Below are 17,729 nucleotides of genomic sequence, written 5' to 3' on the forward strand. Positions count from 1 at the left end.
GATGCGAATTCCCCCTGTGACAGCCCTGCTGGCGGCCGGTGCGCTGCTCGGCTGGCTTGGTATGCCGGTGGCAGCTGCGCAGTCGGCATGCGCCGATCTCGGCGGCACCGTCGACGGCGACCAGATCTGCCAGGTGCACACCGCCAACGCGACCTACACACTGGATTACACGTTCCCGATCGGCTATCCGGATCAGCAGGCAGTCTCGGGCTACCTCACCCAGACCCGCGACGGATTCGTCAACGTCTCGGACATGCCCGGCTCACGCGATCAGCCCTACGTCCTGGATGCCAAGGGCACCGCCTACAGCTCCGGAATACCGCCGCGTACCCAGAGCCTGGTGTTCGAGGTGTATCAGAACGTCGGCGGCGCCCATCCGCAGACCTGGTACAAGACGTTCAACTACAACGTGGCCACAAGGGCACCGATCACCTTCGACACCCTGTTCAAGCCGGGCTCCAAGCCGTTGGACGTGATTTTTCCGATCGTGCAACGCGAATTGCAGAAGCAGTCCGGCGTCGAACAGGCCATTCCGTCGGCCGTCGGCCTCGACCCCGTGCACTATCAGAACTTCGCGATCACCGACGACTCGGTGATCTTCTTCTTCGGCCAGGGTGAGCTGCTGCCCGAAGCCGCCGGAGCCAGCCAGGCCAACGTCCCGCGGTCCGCCGTGGCCGCCCTGCTGAGCTGACGGGATCAGGCCGGCGCGAAGCCGTACACCTGACCGTCACTCGTCGCGGTGACGATCCGGTGGTCGTTGCCGATCGAGACCCCGACCGGCCAACCCGTGGCTTCCGGAACGGGATAGGCATTGCGCGTGTGCCCGTCGGTGGCGTCGAACACCAACAGTGACTGGCCGTGCCCGCCTTCGCGGGCCACCACGTAGCCCACGCCGCCGGCCCGGCTCGACGTGGTCAGCGGGACCACATCGTCACGGGTCCAGGCCACCTCGCCGTGATCCCCGGCATCATGCACCGCGGTCAGCTTGGCCTCCGGCCCGCCCCCGGCCACGATCAGGCCGTCCGGCGAAACCGATGGCGGGGTCTGCGCCAGATAGTTCAGCGGCAGCGACCATTTCGGCGAGCCGTCGGCGGCGTTGAGCGCCCAAAGGTGCTGGTCGCGGCCATTGACGTACACGGTCGAACCGTCGGCGGACAGCACCGGGCTGGCCAGCGGTCCGCGGCCCACGGCGTTGCTGGTCCACTCCTGAGTCAGCAATGTCTTCTCGCCGGGGTGATAGCGCAAGCCCATCAGCACCGGCGCCTCGGCCCCGGGCTGCCACACACTGAGCACCACGAGGCCCGCCTCATGGGAGAACGCCGGCGCGGCAGCCACCGGGCACCGCGACCGGGCCGCCTGGCAATCGCCGAGACCACGCTGCGAATCGGTCGGATCCACGCCGGAGACCAGATCCAGCGGTGTTCCCTCGATCGTTCCGCGGTGTCCGTCGAACACCAGAACCTGGCCCAGGTGGGTGACCACCAGTAGCTGGCCGTCATCGAGGAGCCTGGGCGTGGTCGGCATGCCGATCACCGGCTGGCGCCAACGGATCCACTGGGTCGGCGGGAAAGACAAGATGGTGCCGGGTTGGCCGACGTAGACGTTGTCGAACCCGTCGAACAGGGGGCTGGACCAGCCGCCGCCCAGCACCAGCCGCGTGCACCAGCGCTGGCGGGCGTTGTTGTCGGCCTCCCACACCATCAACGAACAGCCGCCTGCTGTCTGGGCGTTGGCGGCGAGGCGGTTGTCCGCGCTCAGCGCCACCTGGGCACCCAGCTCGCCCTTCACGGATCGGCTCCATTCCAGGCGCAGCGCCTCGGGCCCGTGGGAGCGGGTGTAGCTGCTGTTGGCGGCGTCGCCGTACTGCGCTGACCAGCCTTGTGCGGCGTGTGGGTCCACCCATGAATCGGTGTTCTCGCAACCGGCGAGCAGGCCTGTGAACAGCACCGCGACCGCCAGTGCAAGGTATCGCCGGAACACGATGTCCTTTCGTCGCCGAACACGCAGGGGACTGGTTTTTGGGGCCCAGGTGAGGTTACCCGGCCGCTCGGCGGGCATGAGCGCAGCGACCCTGGAATCGGACGAGGCGGTGCAGTACCGGCGACCGGCAAGTGGTCGAGCGTCCTCGGCTAGGCTGTCCGGCCATGACGACGATGTGGGGCGCCCCGATTCACAAACGCTGGCGGGGCTCCCGGCTACGTGATCCGCGCCAGGCCGACTTCCTGACCAAGGCGTCGCTGAAATGGGTGATCGACAACCGCGCCTACACCCCGTGGTACCTGGTCCGGTACTGGCGGCTGCTGAAGTTCAAGCTGGCCAACCCACACATCATCACTCGCGGCATGGTCTTCCTCGGCAAGGGTGTGGAGATCCAGTGCACCCCGGAGTTGGCGCAGATGGAGATCGGCCGCTGGGTGCACATCGGTGACAAGAACACCATTCGCTGTCACGAGGGCTCGCTGCGGATCGGCGACAAGGTGGTCCTGGGCCGCGACAACGTGATCAACACCTATCTCGACATCGAGCTCGGCGACTCCGCGCTCATGGCCGACTGGTGCTACGTGTGCGACTTTGACCACAAGATGGACAACATCGACATGCCCATCAAGGACCAGGGCATCATCAAGGGCCCGGTGCGCATCGGTCCCGACACCTGGATCGCCGCCAAGGTCACCATCCTGCGCAACACCTCGGTCGGTCGTGGCTGTGTGCTGGGCGCCCATGCCGTGGTCAAGGGTGAGATCCCCGATTACTCGATCGCCGTCGGGGCGCCGGCCAAGGTGGTCAAGAACCGCAAGCTGGACTGGGAGACGTCGGCCGCCGAGCGCGCCGAACTGGCCGCCGCGCTGGCCGACATCGAGCGCAAGAAGGCGGCCAACAGCCACTGAGGGCCTCAGGCCCCGTTGCACACCCCGGAGTCGCGGATCACGTTTCCGTAGACGTTGGCGGTGGCGATGTTGGCGTTGATGACGCCGGCCGGCTGCTGCTTGGCGATCTTGTCGCTGATCTGGGTCAGCTGATACCACAGGTGATAGATCGAGTCACCGTTGTAGAGCGGCGAATACTGGCTCTGGTCCGGGTAATTGGTGATGTACAGGGTGTGGGCGCGCGGATCCAGGAACGCCGCGGACTGATCGACGTTGGCCTTCACGGCATCGCCGGCGGCCTGCACCCCGGGTGCGGTCCAATAGTCGTGTCGGTCGCCCAGGAACTTCTGAAAGCCCACGATCTGGGTCATCAGCGTGCCGTACTGGGCGTTGAACCACTGGCAGGACTCACGCTGCGCGTCGATCTGCTCTGCGGTGACGCGCACCTGCCACAGGTTGTAGGGGAACACCGTGTAGTTCGGCGACCAGTCCGAGGGATGGGGCACGAACGCGGGCAGGGTGGGCGCGGGCTCAGCGGTGGCCGGTGCGGCCTGGACGAGGGTGAGCGAGGCGCCGACGAGTGCGGCACACACCGAATGTGCGCCGAGTCTCCAGATCCGGGTCACTGCTCGATTGTGCTTGCTGGACTCCGCCGTCGACGGTGGTTCGGCGAATCTCGGACCCAACTGTCAAGACCTGCGGGTCAATCGGTCCAGACGATGCCGAACCGATCGCGCAGCGCGGCCCGGCCGGAGTCGGTCACGGTGAGGGCGCGGTGGCGCGGGGTGCGGCGCAGCCATCCCGCGGCCAGGAAACGGTCCAGCAGCGCCCGGCCCAGTCCGCCGGCGATGTGGTGTCGCTGCTCGGTCCAGTCCACGCAGTAGCGCACCAGTGGCCTTGGACCGCTGGGTAATTCGATGCCCATCCGATGAAGCACGGCGTGACTGCCGTCGGCGAGTCGGTAGGGCACGTCGTGGCCCGGGCTGCTGAGCCGGTCGGTCCCGCCGGGGTGGAACCAGCCGTCCCCGCCGGTGAGTACGCCGCGATCGAGCAAGCTGCCCATGAGCTGAACGCCGAGCCGGCCGGCGATGTGGTCATAGCAGGTTCGGGCCGAACGCAGCCGCGCCGCACGTGTGCCCTCCCGCAGCGAGGTGACCGGCCGGGTAGGCGCCAGCCGGCCGAGCTGCTCGATGAGCGCGCCCACCTCAGGGCCGGCCAGGCGGTAGTAGCGGTGTCGGCCCTGCGCGCGGACCGCGAGAAGCCCGGCATCGGTGAGCTTGGCCAGATGACTGCTGGCGGTCGCACGGCTGACACCGGCTTCCTCGGCCAACACACCGGCCGGAAGCGCACGACCGTCGTCGAGCGCCAGCAGCACCTTGCAGCGCGCCGGGTCCGCCAGCAGGGCGGCGACCGCGGCGATGTCGACCTCGGTCGCCGAGACCAGTTCCTGGACCTCACGCATGACACGACTCCTTCCCGACGGTGTGGCTGCTCCGGTCCGCGGACGCCCGTCTGCCTTGGGTAAGCCGTAGGGCCAGCACCGCACCCACCAACTGGCATGCGGCGCCGGTCAACAACGCGGTCCGCACTCCGGCGGCACCGCCCACAACCGTCATGGCACTACCCAACACCGCGACCCCGACAGTGATACCCAACAGCCTGGCCAGATTCACCACACCCGCGGCCAGGCCCGTCCGGGCCGGCGGGATCGCCTCCATCGCCAGCGTCACCGCCGGTCCGGTGTTGAGGGCCAGTCCGGCACCCGCGAGCACGAATGACAACTCGAGCCATTCGATCGGGCCCAGCGGCCCCGCTGTGGCGTAGATCAGTGAGCCCGCCGCCATCAGAGCCAGTCCGGCAGCCATCGGCGGGCGTGGTCCGGTGCGGCGGGCCAGCGTGTTGGCGGCCGGTATCAGCAGCAGGTAGACGATCGCCATCGGCAGGAACCACACCGCCGTCTCCAACGCGCTGAAGCCCCGGAGTTGTTGGAAGGCAAAGCTGTTCACCAGAAGAAGGCCGTAGATGCCGAACGTCATCGCGAACGTCGCCAGCAGCGCGCCGACCAACTGGCGGCTGCCGAACAGGTTCAGCGGCAGCATCGGGTGCCGGCTGCGGCGCTGGACGCCCAGGAATGCGACGAATGCGGCCAGTGCCACGGCCGCGACTGCCACGGTCTGCTGCCAATGCCAATCGTGTCCCTCGACCAGCACCAGCGTCGTGGCACCGAGCGCCAGGATGGCCAGACACTGACCCGGTAGGTCGATGCGCCCAGCGTCCGGATCGTGCGAATCCGGCAGATGCGTGGCGCTCGCCGCCAACGCCAGCAGACCGACGGGCACATTGACCCAGAAGATCCAGCGCCAGCCGACCGATTCGGCGAGGAACCCGCCCAGTACCGGCCCCAGCGCGGTGCTGCTCGCGGCGGCCATCGCCCACGCGGCGGTGGCGCGGGCCCGCCCGCGCGGGTCCGGAAAGGCCGCCGCGGCGATCGCCAGGCCCTGCGGCAGCATCATCGCGGCGCCGACACCCTGAATCGCCCGCGCCACCAGCAACAGGGTCAGTGACGGCGCGATCGCACAGGCGATCGAGGCCCCTACGAACGTCGCCAACCCGATCCGCAGCATCCGGCGCCTGCTGAACCGGTCGCCGAGGGATCCCGCGGTGAGCAGAAACGCCGCGAACGTCACGTTGTAGGCGTCGATGGTCCATTGCGCACCGGCCACCCCGCCGCCGAGGTCACCGGCGATCGCCGGTAGTGCCAGGTTGACGGCGTTCGCATCGACCAGGCCGATGAACAACCCGAGGTAGGCGGCGGTCAGCGTGATCGCGGCTGAACGTTTGGGTGCCATACCCGCACGCTAGGTGCGGAATGATTCGACGCCGGTCGAATCAGCGGTCGGGCAGTGCGTGCTCGACGATCGGCCGGCGCGGATGCGGCTCCCGCTCGGCACGTTTGGCGGCCAGATAGACCTGGCTGGTCTCGGCGGCCACGGTGTGCCAGTCGAAGTCGGAGCTGAGCCGCTCGCGCGCCGCGATCGCCCGTCGCTGGGCCGCCTCGGGATCGTCGAGCACCGCGCGGACCGCCGCGGCCAGCCCCACCACATCCCGTGGCGCGAACGATATTCCGGTCTGCCCGTCGATCACGGCCTCGCCCAGACCGCCCACGTTGGAGGTCACCAACGGCGTCCCGGTGGCCGCCGCCTCGAGCGCCACGATCCCGAACGGCTCGTAGTGGCTGGGCAGCACCGCCGCGTCGGCAGCCTGCAGCGCCTGCAGCAGTTCTTCGTGCCCGAGCCGTCCGACGAATCGGGTTGCCTTGAGCACCTTGTGCTTTCGCGCCTGCTCGATGAGCCACTGCTGCTGGGTTCCGTCGCCGGCGATGGTCAGCGTGGTGCCGGGATGTGCGCGGCGGATCCGGGGCAGCGCCGCGATCGCATCGTGCACACCCTTTTCGTATTCCAGACGGCCGAGGTACAGCAACTCGGGCGGGCCGGTGCGGGAGCGCCGTGGCGCGAACGGCCACAGATCGGCGTCGATCCCGTTGCGGATCACCCTGATCTCGGACAGTTCAGGCCCGAACAGCTCGGTGATCTCTTCACTCATCGACGCCGAACACGTGATCAGCGAATCGGATTCGCGCACCAGCCACGACTCGACGGCATGCACCTGGCGGCTGATCGGCCCGGACACCCAGCCGGAGTGCCTGCCTGCCTCGGTGGCGTGGATGGTGGAAACCAGTGGCACATCGAAGTATTCGGCCAGGGCGATGGCGGGGTGGGCCACCAGCCAATCGTGGGCGTGCACGAGGTCGGGGACCCAGCGGTCACCCGAATTGTCTTTGACGGCAAGGCCGGTGCGCACCATGGCATGGCCCATGGCCAAGGTCCAGGCCATCATGTCCGTACCGAACTCGAACTCGTGTGGGTCCTGCGCGGCGGCCACCACCCGCACGCCCTCGCTGATCTCGTCGGTCGACGGATGGGTGCTCGGATCGGTATCGGTGGGCCGCCGGCTGAGGACGACAACCTCGTGGCCGGCCTCGGCCAGTGCGGTGGCCAGGTGGTGCACGTGCCGGCCCAGACCGCCGACGACGACGGGCGGGTACTCCCATGACACCATCAGGATCTTCATGACTGCGTGCCTTCGTGCCGGTGCGAGCGTCCGATCAGTGCCATGGTTTCGCGGCGTGTCGACGTGCGGACACGGGCGCTCGCGGAATGTGGGGTGAATGTCATCTTGGCAGACGCCGGGCGTCGAGGGCACCGAACAATCCGTCGGCCTTGTTCCAGCCGTCGGCGAGCCGCTCCGCATGGTCGCGACGGCCCGAGGCCAGTGCATCGGAAATCTCGCGGGTGGCGTGCGCATGCAGATGCGCCCGGTAGCGGGCATAGTCGGCGGCCGAGTCCTTGCTCACCATGAACGGCCAGTCACTGGACACCGTCAGCAGGGTCTCCCGCAGGATCTGATCGGCCACGCGATCGCGGGCCGTCGGCGCACCGACCGCGGCGTGCTGGGTGAGCGCCTTGTCCACGGTGCTCAGGGCGCCATCGACCACCTCGCTGTTGAGCTGCACCAGATCGGCCACCTTCTCGCCGTTCCAGACCTGCCAGTTCTTACCCGAACCCCAAGAGCTCGGCGGCAATTCGACCGGGGTCCCGATGAAACCGTCGGCCTTGGCGTCTGACAGGGTGCCGACCCGGACACCGGCCGCAGGCAATGCCCGCAGCACCCGGCAGAGCCACTCCGGGCCCTCGTACCACCAGTGCCCGAACAGTTCGGTGTCGAAGGCGGCCACCACATGTGCCGGGCGGCCGATTCGCTCGCTCTCGCTGATCAGCCGGCGTCGGACCACGTCGACGAAGTCGGCGACATGCTCGTCGATCGCGCGGTCGGCGCGCTGCGGGTCATAGGGCGCCTTCTCGTCGGACGGGACGTTGCGCCCGGTGACCCGCGCGGGCTTGAGGCCCGTGGTGTGGTCATAGGTGTGGAAATCGCGGTAGGCGGCGTGGCCGGGATAGCCGGACTTGGGCGACCACACTCGGTAGCTGACCTGCAGGTCACGTCCGAAGGCCACCACGTCGGTGTCGCCGACGGGCCGGCCGAGCGCGGTGTCGCCGTGTAGGGACGGGCCGTCCACCATGAAGTGCCCGACCCCGGCGGCGGCGTAGCCGGTCTCCATGCCGGGGGCGTACGCGCACTCGGGCGCCCAGATACCGACCGGGGTGTGGGCGAAACGCTGCTGTGCGTCGGCCAGGCCCTCACGCAGCGCGAACTCGCGCAACCGCGGGTTGAGCAGTGGCTGGAACGGGTGGGCCAGCGGTCCGCCGAGCAGCTCGATGGTCTCGGCGTCGATCAGCGAACGCAGCAGCCCGCTGGCTCCGTGGCGCCAATGTGTGGTGAATTCCTCGATGGCCGCCCCGGCCTCGGCATATTCGCGAATCCCGAACTGCTGCAAGCCTTCTTGGGTGCGCAGCGTCGTCGCCTCCTGGGCGCGCAGCTGCCAGTTGGCCAGCCAGTGATGCATGCCCGTCAGGCAGTACGGGTCATCGAGCTGTGCGGTGACCACGGGCGTCATGCCAAGGGTGATCAGGTGGCTGCGGTCCTCGGCGGCCAGGCCGCGCAGCACCCGCATCAGCGGCAGGTAGGCCGCGGCCCAGGACTGGTAGAGCCATTCCTCGCCGACCGGCCAGCGGCCGTGATGGGCCAGCCAGGGGAGGTGGGTGTGTAGGACGAGCGTGAACAATCCCGGAGCCGGATCGCCGGCGACATCGGGCCGGGGAGCCGGATCGCCGGCGACATCGGGCCGGGGAGCCGGATCGCCGGCGACATCGGGCCGGGGTACAGGTCCGGGTTCGGGCTCCGGGGCGGACGGTGTCACGGCCGCACCGCGATTGCCACCAGGTCGAGGCTGTCGTCAATGTCGCGCTCGCCGGCCGGGGTCAGGTCGAAGTCGTCGATACTCACCGCGGCCACATCGGCGAGCAGTTGTTCGGACCACGGCGCGTCGGCCACGGCACGCTGCACCTGCGCCTCGATGATCGAGCCGCCGTGACGGGCGTCGAGTTCGGCCAGCCCGGCGCCGTGAAATACCCCGAGCATGGATTCAACGGTGAAGCCTGCGTCGTGCAGCAGCTCGGTGAGCTCCGCGGCGTTGAGTTCGCGGGTGTGGAACGGGTTGAGCGGGGTGTCGCGGCCGGGGGAGAAGGTGATCCGGTTGGGGGTGGAGACCAGGAACACGCCTCCTGGGCGCAGCACCCGGAAACACTCGGAGACGAATTGCCCCTGATCCCACAAGTGCTCGATGACCTGGAAGTTCACCACGACGTCGACAGAAGCGTCGGCCAGCGGCAGTTCGGCCAGGTTGCCGTGTGTGATCTCCACTCTCGGGTAGCGGGCCCGCACGTGTGCCACCGTGGCCTCGTCGTAGTCGAGCGCGGTGACCTTGCGCGCGACGTCCGCCAGGAGATCGGCACCGTAGCCCTCACCGCAGCCGGCCTCCAGGACCTCGCGATCGACGCACCGGCCGGCCAATCGCCGATACACCACCTCGTGACGGCGGAACCAGTAGTTCTCCTCGGCCAGGCCGGGGATGGTCCGCTCTCCGGTCAGAGGCAGGGCCTGGGGTAGGGCTTGGGTGAGGACACTGTCCGGGCCCTCCGCGTTTGCGCTCATTGCAAGGCAGGCTAACCCAGCCTTGCCCAGGTTGAAGGGGTCGGTGGCCATTCAACCAACGGTTCCCTCACCTGTGGGGTGTGGTAGGGGAGGCCGGAATACAAAGTCCGACCAGCTATGGTGTTCCTGCGAACCATCAAAAGTTACCGACCGGTAACATGATGCTAGTTGCCTAGAACGTGATATGAGCCCGGGCCACCGGTCTCATCGAGGAGGACGAACCAGAGTCATGACGAACATCGTGGTCCTGATCAAACAGGTCCCAGACACTTGGTCGGAGCGCAAGCTGTCCGACGGCGATTTCACCCTCGACCGCGAGGCTGCCGACGCCGTGCTCGACGAGATCAACGAGCGCGCCGTGGAAGAGGCGCTGTTGATCAAGGAGCGTGAGGGCGGAGACAGCACCGTCACCGTGCTGACCGCCGGGCCGGAGCGCGCCACCGAGGCCATCCGCAAGGCGCTGTCCATGGGTGCCGACAAGGCCGTGCACCTCAAGGACGACGGCCTGCACGGCTCCGACGTGATCCAGACGGGCTGGGCGCTGGCCCGCGCGCTGGGCACCATCGAGGGCACCGAGCTGGTCATCGCCGGTAACGAGGCCACCGACGGTGTCGGCGGCGCGGTCCCGGCCGTGATCGCCGAGTACCTGGGCCTGCCTCAGCTCACCCACGTGCGCAAGCTGAGCGTCGAGGGCGGCAAGGTCACCGCCGAGCGCGAGACCGACGACGGCGTGTTCAGCCTCGAGGCCTCGCTGCCGGCCGTGGTCAGCGTCAACGAGAAGATCAACGAGCCCCGCTTCCCCTCCTTCAAGGGCATCATGGCCGCGAAGAAGAAGGAAGTCACCGTGCTCACCCTCGCCGAGATCGGCGTGGAAGCCGATGAGGTCGGCGTTGCCAATGCCGGTTCCAAGGTGCTGTCTTCGACCCCGAAGCCGCCGAAGACCGCCGGTGAGAAGGTGACCGACGAAGGTGACGGCGGTACCAAGATCGCCGAGTACCTGGTCGCACAAAAGCTGATCTAGCAGTTGATTCCTTACTTCCACTCCCGAAAGACGTAACGAGAACTCATGGCTGAAGTACTTGTGCTCGTTGAGCACTCCGAAGGCGCACTGAAGAAGGTCAGCGCCGAACTAATCACCGCCGCCCGTGCCCTGGGTGAGCCTGCCGCTGTCGTGGTGGGCAAGCCGGGCACCGCGGCCCCGCTGGTCGACGGCCTGAAGGCCGCCGGTGCGGCCAAGATCTACGTCGCCGAGTCCGACGACGCGGAGAACTACCTGGTCACCCCGGTCGTCGATGTGCTGGCAGGACTGGCCGAGTCGGCCACCCCCGCCGGCGTCGTCATCGCCGCCACCGCCGACGGCAAGGAAATCGCCGCCCGCCTGGCCGCACGTATCGGCTCGGGCCTGCTGGTCGACGTGGTCGAGGTCCGTGAAGGCGCAGTGGGTATCCACAGCATCTTCGGTGGTGCCTTCACCGTGGAGGCCCAGGTCACCAGTGACACCCCGGTGATCACCGTCCGTCCCGGCTCGATCGAGGCCGCCCCGGCCGACGGTGCCGGCGAGGTCGTCAACGTCGACGTCCCGGCCCAGGCCGAGAACGCGACCAAGATCACCAAGCGCGAGCCCGCAGTTGCCGGTGATCGCCCCGAGCTCACCGAGGCCAGCGTCGTGGTCGCCGGTGGCCGTGGTGTCGGCAGCGCCGAGAGCTTCTCGGTGGTCGAAGAGCTGGCCGACTCGCTGGGCGGTGCCGTCGGTGCCTCCCGTGCCGCGGTCGACTCCGGTTACTACCCGGGCCAGTTCCAGGTCGGTCAGACCGGTAAGACCGTGTCGCCGCAGCTGTACATCGCCCTGGGTATCTCCGGTGCGATCCAGCACCGCGCAGGCATGCAGACGTCGAAGACGATCATCGCGGTGAACAAGGACGAGGAAGCCCCGATCTTCGAGATCGCCGATCTCGGCATCGTCGGCGACCTGTTCAAGGTCAGCCCGCAGCTGACCGAGGCGGTCAAGGCCCGTAAGGGATAGATCCCCGACGCGTCAACGCAGAACCCCGGTGCACCTGGTGCACCGGGGTTCTGTGCTCTCCGGGGCAACTGGGCGGGGCAGGCGGGCACACCAGCCGTGCCGACTACGGACTTTCCAGGGTTTGCATCTCGGCAGGCAGTGCCAGTGTTGGTTCTGTCAGCACGTCGAGAAAAGGATTCGCACAATGAAAATCACAGTCATAGGTGCCAGCGGCCAGATCGGCTCGCGGGTGGTGCGGTTGCTCACCGAAGCCGGGCACGACGTAGTGGCCGCCTCCCTGTCGTCGGGCGCCGATGTCCTCACCGGCGCGGGCCTGGTGGAGGCGCTCAGCGGGGCCGAGGTGTTGGTCGACGTGGTCAACTCGCCCTCGTTCGAAGACGGTCCCGTGATGGACTTCTTCACCAAGTCCTCACACAATCTGGCGGCCGCCGCCAAGGAGACGGGTGTCGGGCACTACGTCGCGCTGTCAATCGTGGGCGCCGACGGCTTGCCGGACAGCGGCTACATGCGGGCCAAGGTGGCTCAGGAGAACAACATCACCGGCTCCGGGTTGCCCTACACGATCGTGCGGGCCACGCAATTCCAGGAGTTCGCCGAGGCCATCACCGGTTCGTTGGTGGTGGGCGACGAGGTACGTGTCCCCGACGCGCGGATCCAGCTGATCTCCGTCGACGACGTCGCCGCCGAGGTGGCGAAGGTGGCGCAGGCCGCGCCGCGGGACGGCATCGTCAACATCGGTGGGCCAGAAAAGCTGTCGTTCGCCGACATGGCCCGCGCGGTGCTGGCCAAGCAGGGTGACGACAAGCCTGTCGTGATCGATCCGCAGGCAACGTATTTCGGAACGGCGGTCGACGACAACAGCCTGGTGACCGGCGACGACGGAATCTTGGGTGAGATCCGTTTCGCCGACTCGATCGCGGCGAACTGACATGCCCGTCTCGGCTGAGCGCGAGCAGGCGCTCCACGATGCGATGACCGTGATCGCCAGTGTGACACCGCCGTTCATCCCGCCGAACGCCGAGGTGATGACGACGATCATCGAGTGGCCCGCCGGGTCGCCCGGGGCGCCGCCACACCGCCATCCGGCCGGACCCGCCTTCGGCTACGTGCTCGAGGGTGAAATGCTGTTCGAGTTGGAGGGTGAGGCTCCGCGGGTGGTCAAGGCGGGGGAGGCGTTCTGGGAACCGGGCGGTGACGTCATCCATTACTCGGATGCCAACAACCGCGACGATATCCCGCTGCGATTCCTCGTCAACATGCTGTGCGTACCCGGTCAACCGATGCTCGTCATCGTCGATGACGAAGAACTCGAAGCCCGCAAGGATCAGCGAGTCCGCTGATGGCCGAGTTTGCAGACGTCGTCCGATCGCGTCGATCGTCACGAATGTTCTTGCCGGACAAGGCTATTCCGCGCGAACTTCTGGAACAAGCACTCGCGCTGGCGATCCGGGCGCCGTCGAACTCGAACACACAGCCCTGGCACGTCTTCTTCGCCACCGGTGAGCGGCGCGTCCGATTGGTGGACGCGCTGCTCACCGCGGTCGAGGCGGCGCCGCCGGAGATCGGCTCGGCCGGCCTGCCTGCACGGTTCGCCCATCTGCGCCGGGAGAGTGGCGCCCTGGTCTATGGGGCCATGGGGATCGCCCGGGACGACGCCGAGGCCCGCTGGGCGGCTCAGAAGCGCAACTGGACGTTCTTCCACGCGCCGGTCGCCGGGGTGGTCTGCATGCACCGAGACTTCACCAACGTCGACGCGCTCGGGGTCGGGATGTTCCTGCAGACCCTGTTGCTGGCGTTGAACGAAAGGGGTGTCGGCAGTTGCGTGCAGGTGTCCATCTCGTTCTATCCGGACGTGCTGCGTGAACACCTCGGCATCCCGGACGAACTGACGATTCTGTGCGGGGTGTCGATCGGCTATGCCGACCCCGGTTTTCCGGCCAACCACCTCGATACCCCGCGCAACCCGATCGGCGAGAACGTGGTGTTCCTCGACGACTGAGGGCCGTCCAAAAAGTCACCTGGCGCTCACAGACATGTCACACGGGCGATGCCGTACGGAGACCCCACTGGGCGACCGTGCAGGTTATGAGCACTGCATCTGTACTCATCGCCGCTGATCACACCGACAGCGCGGCGTCCGATGCGCCGCGCTACACCCTTTTGTTGTCCGCCGATTCCGAGCTCATCGAAGCCGCCCAGCGGCTCCGGCACGACGTGTTCACCTCCGAACCCGGATTCGCCTTGGCCGGGGGGAGCCCGGAATTCGCGGCCGGACGTGACGCCGACCGGTTCGACGAGCACTGCGACCACCTGCTGGTGCGTGAGGACCGCACCGGTGAGTTGGTGGGCTGCTACCGGATGCTGCCCCCGCCCGGCGCCATCGCCGCCGGCGGGCTCTACACCGCCACCGAGTTCGACGTACGCGGGCTCGACCCGCTGCGCCCGTCCCTGGTCGAGATGGGCCGCGCGGTGGTGCGGGCCGATCACCGCAACGGTGCCGTGGTCCTGCTGATGTGGGCGGGCATCCTGGCCTACCTCGACCACTCCGGGTACGACTACGTGGCGGGCTGTGTTTCGGTGCCGGTCGCGGGGAACTCCGACGGCCCGCCTGGAACCCAGATCCGGGGAATCCGTGACTTCGTGCGGCGTCGCCACGCCGCTCCCGCCGAACACACGGTGTATCCGTACCGGCCGGTGGTTCTCGACGGCAGGGGACTCGATGACATCGAGCCTCCGTCGCGGACCACGGTGCCGCCGCTGATGCGCGGTTATCTGCGGCTCGGCGCCCAGGTATGCGGGGAACCGGCCCACGATCCGGACTTCGGGGTGGGGGACTTCCCGGCTCTGCTGGACAAACGCCGCGCGGACGTCCGCTACCTCAAGCGCCTTCGGTCGGTCTCGGCGGCCGCCGACCTGGCCGACGGGATGAGCGGGGGCGCGTCGTGACCACGCCCCGGACGCGGGGAGCGCAGCTGGATCCCGTACGCGAGCATTCCTGGCTGCCCAAGGCCTCGTGCGACGCCAGTTGCGTACATGCAGGTGGCGCCGACGCGGGACGTCGGTTCGTGGTCTGGATCCGCACCACGGTGCGGGTGGTCATGGCGGTACTGCTGGCACCCGGCGTGCCGCTGCTGGCGGTACCGATACCCGGCCGCTCGCACGTACAGCGGTTCTACTGCCGGTTGATGCTGCGCTGCTTCGGGGTGCGAATCACCTTGTCGGGCGGGCCGATTCGCAACCTGCAAGGCGTTCTGGTGGTCAGCGGCCATGTGTCCTGGCTGGACATCTTCACAGTCGGTGCGGTGCTGCCCGGATCGTTCGTGGCCCGTGCCGACCTGGTCGAGTGGCCCGCGGTGGGGCGGTTGGCGCGGGTGATGAAGGTCATCCCGATCGACCGGGGCAGCCTGCGCCGGCTGCCCGCGGTGGTGCAGACCGTGGCCGAACGCCTGCGCGCCGGGCACACCGTGGTGGCCTTCCCGGAGGGCACCACGTGGTGCGGGCTGGGGTACGGATCGTTCCGGCCGGCGATGTTCCAGGCTGCCATCGACGCGGCCAGGCCGGTCCAGCCGTTGCGGCTGGTCTACCGCCACCGCGACGGACGGCCGTCGACGATCCCGGCTTTTGTTGCGGAGGACACCCTGCTGCGGTCGGTGCGGCGGGTCATCACCGCACGTCGCACGGTGTGCCACGTCCACGTGGGATCGCTGCAGCTGCCCGGTGACGATCGACGGGCACTGGCCGGGCGCTGCGAGGCCGTGGTCCGTTCAGATCGGACCGAGCGCCAGGAGCGCCCTGATGCTCCCGCGCACGTTCTGGTGGCATGAGGCGGCCGGAAAGCGGGTAGTTCGCCAGCGGCTATCCTAGGAGGGTTATGGCCTCCATCCTGACCTCCTCCTCAGGCGGGCCGGTCTATCTCGATCACGCCGCCACCACCCCGATGCACGCCGCTGCCATCGAGGCGATGACCGCTGCGCTGGCCGCCGTCGGCAACGCGTCCTCGCTGCATGGTTCCGGCCGGCTGGCGCGTCGGCGGATGGAGGAGGCGCGCGAGACGTTGGCCCAGCTGCTGGGTTGCCGTCCTTCGGAGGTGATCTTCACCGCCGGTGGCACCGAGAGCGACAACCTCGCCGTCAAGGGCATCTACTGGGCTCGCCGCGATGCTGAGCCGACGCGGCGCCGGATCATCACCACTGCCGTCGAGCACCACGCCGTTCTCGACGCCGTGCAATGGCTGGTCGACCATGAAGATGCCGAGGTGACCTGGCTGCCGGTCGACGCCGAGGGAGCCGTGGCACCCGAGTCGCTGCGCTCGGCCCTGCAGGCCGGCGACGGACCCGCAGACGTCGCGCTCGTCAGCGTCATGTGGGCGAACAACGAGGTCGGCACGATCATGCCGATCGCCGAGCTGGCCGCCGTCGCGGCCGAGTACGACGTCCCGGTGCACAGCGATGCCATCCAGGCCGTAGGCCAGATCCCGGTCGATTTCGCGGCCACCGGCCTGGCGGCGATGAGCGTCGCCGCGCACAAGTTCGGCGGCCCGATGGGCGTCGGCGCCCTGGTACTGCGTCGCGACACCGCCTGTGTGCCGCTGCTGCACGGTGGCGGGCAGGAGCGCGACGTCCGTTCCGGTACGCCCGACGTGGCCGGCGCGGTGGCGATGGCGGCGGCCGCCGAGGTGGCCGTCGGCGGGCTCGCCGAGCACGCTGCGCGGGTGCAGGCACTGCGGGACCGGCTGATCGACGGTGTGCTGGCCACGATCGAGGACACCCATCTCAACGGTCCGCGAGGTGGCGGCCGGCTTCCCGCCAACACCCACTTCACTTTCCGCGGTTGCGAAGGCGACTCGCTTCTGATGCTGCTCGACGCCAAGGGTGTCGAATGCTCCACCGGCTCTGCGTGTACCGCCGGCGTGGCGCAGCCGTCGCACGTCCTGATCGCCATGGGTGCCGATCCGGCGACGGCGCGGGGCTCACTGCGGTTCTCGTTGGGACACACCAGCACTGACGCCGACATCGACGCAGTGCTCGAGGTGTTGCCCGCGGCTGTCGAGCGGGCCCGGCAGGCGGCCCTTGCCAGTGCGGGGAGGACTTTCTCATGAGGGTCCTGGTCGCGATGAGCGGTGGCGTGGATTCCTCGGTGGCCGCCGCCCGGATGGTCGACGCGGGCCATGACGTCGTCGGTGTCCACATGGCGCTGTCCTCGGCGCCGGGAACATTGCGCACCGGATCGCGGGGGTGCTGTTCCAAGGAGGACGCCGGCGATGCCCGCCGGGTGGCCGACATTCTCGACATCCCGTTCTATGTATGGGATTTCGCCGAGCGGTTCAAGGACGACGTGATCGACGACTTCGTCGAGTCGTACGCCCGGGGCGAAACTCCGAACCCTTGTGTGCGCTGCAACGAGCGGATCAAGTTCTCCGCGCTGGCCGCGCGGGCGCTGGCGCTCGGTTTCGACGCTGTCGCCACCGGTCACTATGCGCGGCTGGCCGACGGGCGGCTGCGCCGCGCTGTCGACGCCGACAAGGACCAGTCCTATGTGCTGGGCGTGCTGACCGCCGAACAGCTGGCGCACGCGATCTTCCCGATCGGCGACACACCCAAGTCGCAGATCCGCGCCGAGGCCGCCGAGCGTGGCCTGGCCGTCGCGAAGAAGCCCGACAGCCATGACATCTGCTTCATCCCCTCCGGGGACACCCAGGCGTTCCTGGGCGCCCGCATCGGAGTTCGGCGTGGCGCGGTCATCGACAACGAGGGCACCGTGCTCGCCGAACATGAAGGCGTGCACGGTTTCACGATCGGGCAGCGCAAGGGTCTGGGCATCGCCGGACCGGGTGCGGACGGCCGGCCGCGGTATGTGACCGCGATCGATGCCGAGACGGGCACCGTGCGGGTGGGATCGGTCGAGGACCTCGAGATCTGGGAACTGGTCGGCGACAAGCCGGTGTTCACCAGCGGGGTTGCCCTGCACGGGCCGGTGGAGTGCCAGATTCAGGTGCGTGCGCACGGCGGGATCACCGACGCGGTGGCCGAGCTGCGCGACGGCAGGCTGTCGGTATCGCTGCGGGCACCGTTGCGGGGCGTGGCACCCGGGCAGACCATGGTGCTGTACCGGCCTGACGTCGAGGGCGACGAGGTCATCGCCAGCGCGACCATCACGCGCGCGTGAGC

The 17,729-nt window shown here is 68.3% G+C and carries 18 protein-coding genes; 11 read left to right on the forward strand and 7 right to left on the reverse strand.

Annotation, left to right across the window (positions count from 1 at the left end):
* Window position 1: 1 nt before the first annotated feature.
* Window positions 2-691 carry an esterase gene (locus QQ25_RS12130; RefSeq protein ID WP_039378919.1) on the forward strand — a complete coding sequence of 230 codons (690 nt, stop codon included), beginning with the start codon at window positions 2-4 and terminating at the stop codon, window positions 689-691.
* A gap of 5 nt (window positions 692-696) precedes the next feature.
* Here the strand turns inward: QQ25_RS12130 and QQ25_RS12135 are convergent, their stop codons facing one another.
* Window positions 697-1,980, reverse strand: coding sequence for a BamB-related PQQ repeat family beta-propellar protein (locus tag QQ25_RS12135; RefSeq protein WP_039378920.1), 1,284 nt, complete (start codon window positions 1,978-1,980; stop codon window positions 697-699).
* A 164-nt stretch (window positions 1,981-2,144) separates the two neighbouring features.
* Here QQ25_RS12135 and QQ25_RS12140 point away from each other — a divergent pair, with 164 nt between their 5' ends.
* Window positions 2,145-2,888 carry an acyltransferase gene (locus QQ25_RS12140; protein ID WP_039378921.1) on the forward strand — a complete coding sequence of 248 codons (744 nt, stop codon included), beginning with the start codon at window positions 2,145-2,147 and terminating at the stop codon, window positions 2,886-2,888.
* Between the two features lie 5 nt (window positions 2,889-2,893).
* Here QQ25_RS12140 and QQ25_RS12145 read toward each other — a convergent pair whose 3' ends face one another.
* The 6 genes from QQ25_RS12145 to QQ25_RS12170 all read right to left on the reverse strand — a co-directional run bounded on the left by QQ25_RS12145 (window position 2,894) and on the right by QQ25_RS12170 (window position 9,539).
* The gene (locus QQ25_RS12145) at window positions 2,894-3,484 is read right to left on the reverse strand and encodes a hypothetical protein (RefSeq protein ID WP_052235867.1); all 591 of its coding nucleotides are present in this window, start codon (window positions 3,482-3,484) and stop codon (window positions 2,894-2,896) included.
* A gap of 86 nt (window positions 3,485-3,570) precedes the next feature.
* Window positions 3,571-4,329, reverse strand: coding sequence for an ArsR/SmtB family transcription factor (locus tag QQ25_RS12150; RefSeq protein ID WP_039378922.1), 759 nt, complete (start codon window positions 4,327-4,329; stop codon window positions 3,571-3,573).
* Window positions 4,322-5,716: an MFS transporter gene (locus QQ25_RS12155; RefSeq protein WP_039378923.1), complete on the reverse strand. Its 1,395-nt coding sequence runs from the start codon at window positions 5,714-5,716 to the stop codon at window positions 4,322-4,324. The genes QQ25_RS12150 and QQ25_RS12155 overlap by 8 nt, the downstream gene beginning before the upstream one ends.
* A gap of 40 nt (window positions 5,717-5,756) precedes the next feature.
* Window positions 5,757-6,998 (reverse strand): glycosyltransferase family 4 protein, encoded by a 1,242-nt coding sequence (locus QQ25_RS12160; RefSeq protein WP_039378924.1) that lies wholly within the window; start codon window positions 6,996-6,998, stop codon window positions 5,757-5,759.
* A gap of 100 nt (window positions 6,999-7,098) precedes the next feature.
* Entirely contained in the window at window positions 7,099-8,610 is a 1,512-nt protein-coding gene (locus QQ25_RS12165; RefSeq protein WP_039379859.1) for a 1,4-alpha-glucan branching protein domain-containing protein, read from the reverse strand.
* 131 nt (window positions 8,611-8,741) lie between these two features.
* A complete protein-coding gene (locus QQ25_RS12170) occupies window positions 8,742-9,539 on the reverse strand; it encodes a class I SAM-dependent methyltransferase (RefSeq protein ID WP_039378925.1) in 798 nt (265 codons plus the stop codon).
* A 229-nt stretch (window positions 9,540-9,768) separates the two neighbouring features.
* Here QQ25_RS12170 and QQ25_RS12175 point away from each other — a divergent pair, with 229 nt between their 5' ends.
* The 9 genes from QQ25_RS12175 (at window position 9,769) to mnmA (ending at window position 17,727) form a co-directional block, all read left to right on the forward strand.
* A complete protein-coding gene (locus QQ25_RS12175; RefSeq protein ID WP_029111438.1) occupies window positions 9,769-10,560 on the forward strand; it encodes an electron transfer flavoprotein subunit beta/FixA family protein in 792 nt (263 codons plus the stop codon).
* Window positions 10,561-10,605: 45 nt separating this feature from the next.
* On the forward strand, window positions 10,606-11,562 hold the full coding sequence (locus tag QQ25_RS12180; RefSeq protein WP_039378927.1) for an electron transfer flavoprotein subunit alpha/FixB family protein: 957 nt from the start codon (window positions 10,606-10,608) through the stop codon (window positions 11,560-11,562).
* 184 nt (window positions 11,563-11,746) lie between these two features.
* Window positions 11,747-12,490: an SDR family oxidoreductase gene (locus QQ25_RS12185; protein ID WP_039318718.1), complete on the forward strand. Its 744-nt coding sequence runs from the start codon at window positions 11,747-11,749 to the stop codon at window positions 12,488-12,490.
* A 1-nt stretch (window position 12,491) separates the two neighbouring features.
* Complete coding sequence (locus QQ25_RS12190) at window positions 12,492-12,902, forward strand: cupin domain-containing protein (protein ID WP_029111435.1); 411 nt, start codon at window positions 12,492-12,494, stop codon at window positions 12,900-12,902.
* Window positions 12,902-13,561 carry a nitroreductase gene (locus tag QQ25_RS12195; protein WP_039378928.1) on the forward strand — a complete coding sequence of 220 codons (660 nt, stop codon included), beginning with the start codon at window positions 12,902-12,904 and terminating at the stop codon, window positions 13,559-13,561. The genes QQ25_RS12190 and QQ25_RS12195 overlap by 1 nt, the downstream gene beginning before the upstream one ends.
* An 86-nt stretch (window positions 13,562-13,647) precedes the next feature.
* On the forward strand, window positions 13,648-14,508 hold the full coding sequence (locus QQ25_RS12200) for a GNAT family N-acetyltransferase (protein WP_039378930.1): 861 nt from the start codon (window positions 13,648-13,650) through the stop codon (window positions 14,506-14,508).
* Window positions 14,505-15,386 (forward strand): lysophospholipid acyltransferase family protein, encoded by an 882-nt coding sequence (locus QQ25_RS12205; RefSeq protein ID WP_201774224.1) that lies wholly within the window; start codon window positions 14,505-14,507, stop codon window positions 15,384-15,386. The genes QQ25_RS12200 and QQ25_RS12205 overlap by 4 nt, the downstream gene beginning before the upstream one ends.
* A gap of 47 nt (window positions 15,387-15,433) precedes the next feature.
* On the forward strand, window positions 15,434-16,660 hold the full coding sequence (locus QQ25_RS12210; RefSeq protein WP_039378932.1) for a cysteine desulfurase family protein: 1,227 nt from the start codon (window positions 15,434-15,436) through the stop codon (window positions 16,658-16,660).
* Window positions 16,657-17,727: a tRNA 2-thiouridine(34) synthase MnmA gene (mnmA, locus tag QQ25_RS12215; RefSeq protein WP_039318726.1), complete on the forward strand. Its 1,071-nt coding sequence runs from the start codon at window positions 16,657-16,659 to the stop codon at window positions 17,725-17,727. Before QQ25_RS12210 ends, mnmA begins: the two co-directional genes overlap by 4 nt.
* Window positions 17,728-17,729 lie beyond the last annotated feature (2 nt).

This window comes from Mycolicibacterium setense (genome assembly GCF_000805385.1).
Classification (GTDB): Bacteria; Actinomycetota; Actinomycetes; order Mycobacteriales; family Mycobacteriaceae; genus Mycobacterium; species Mycobacterium setense.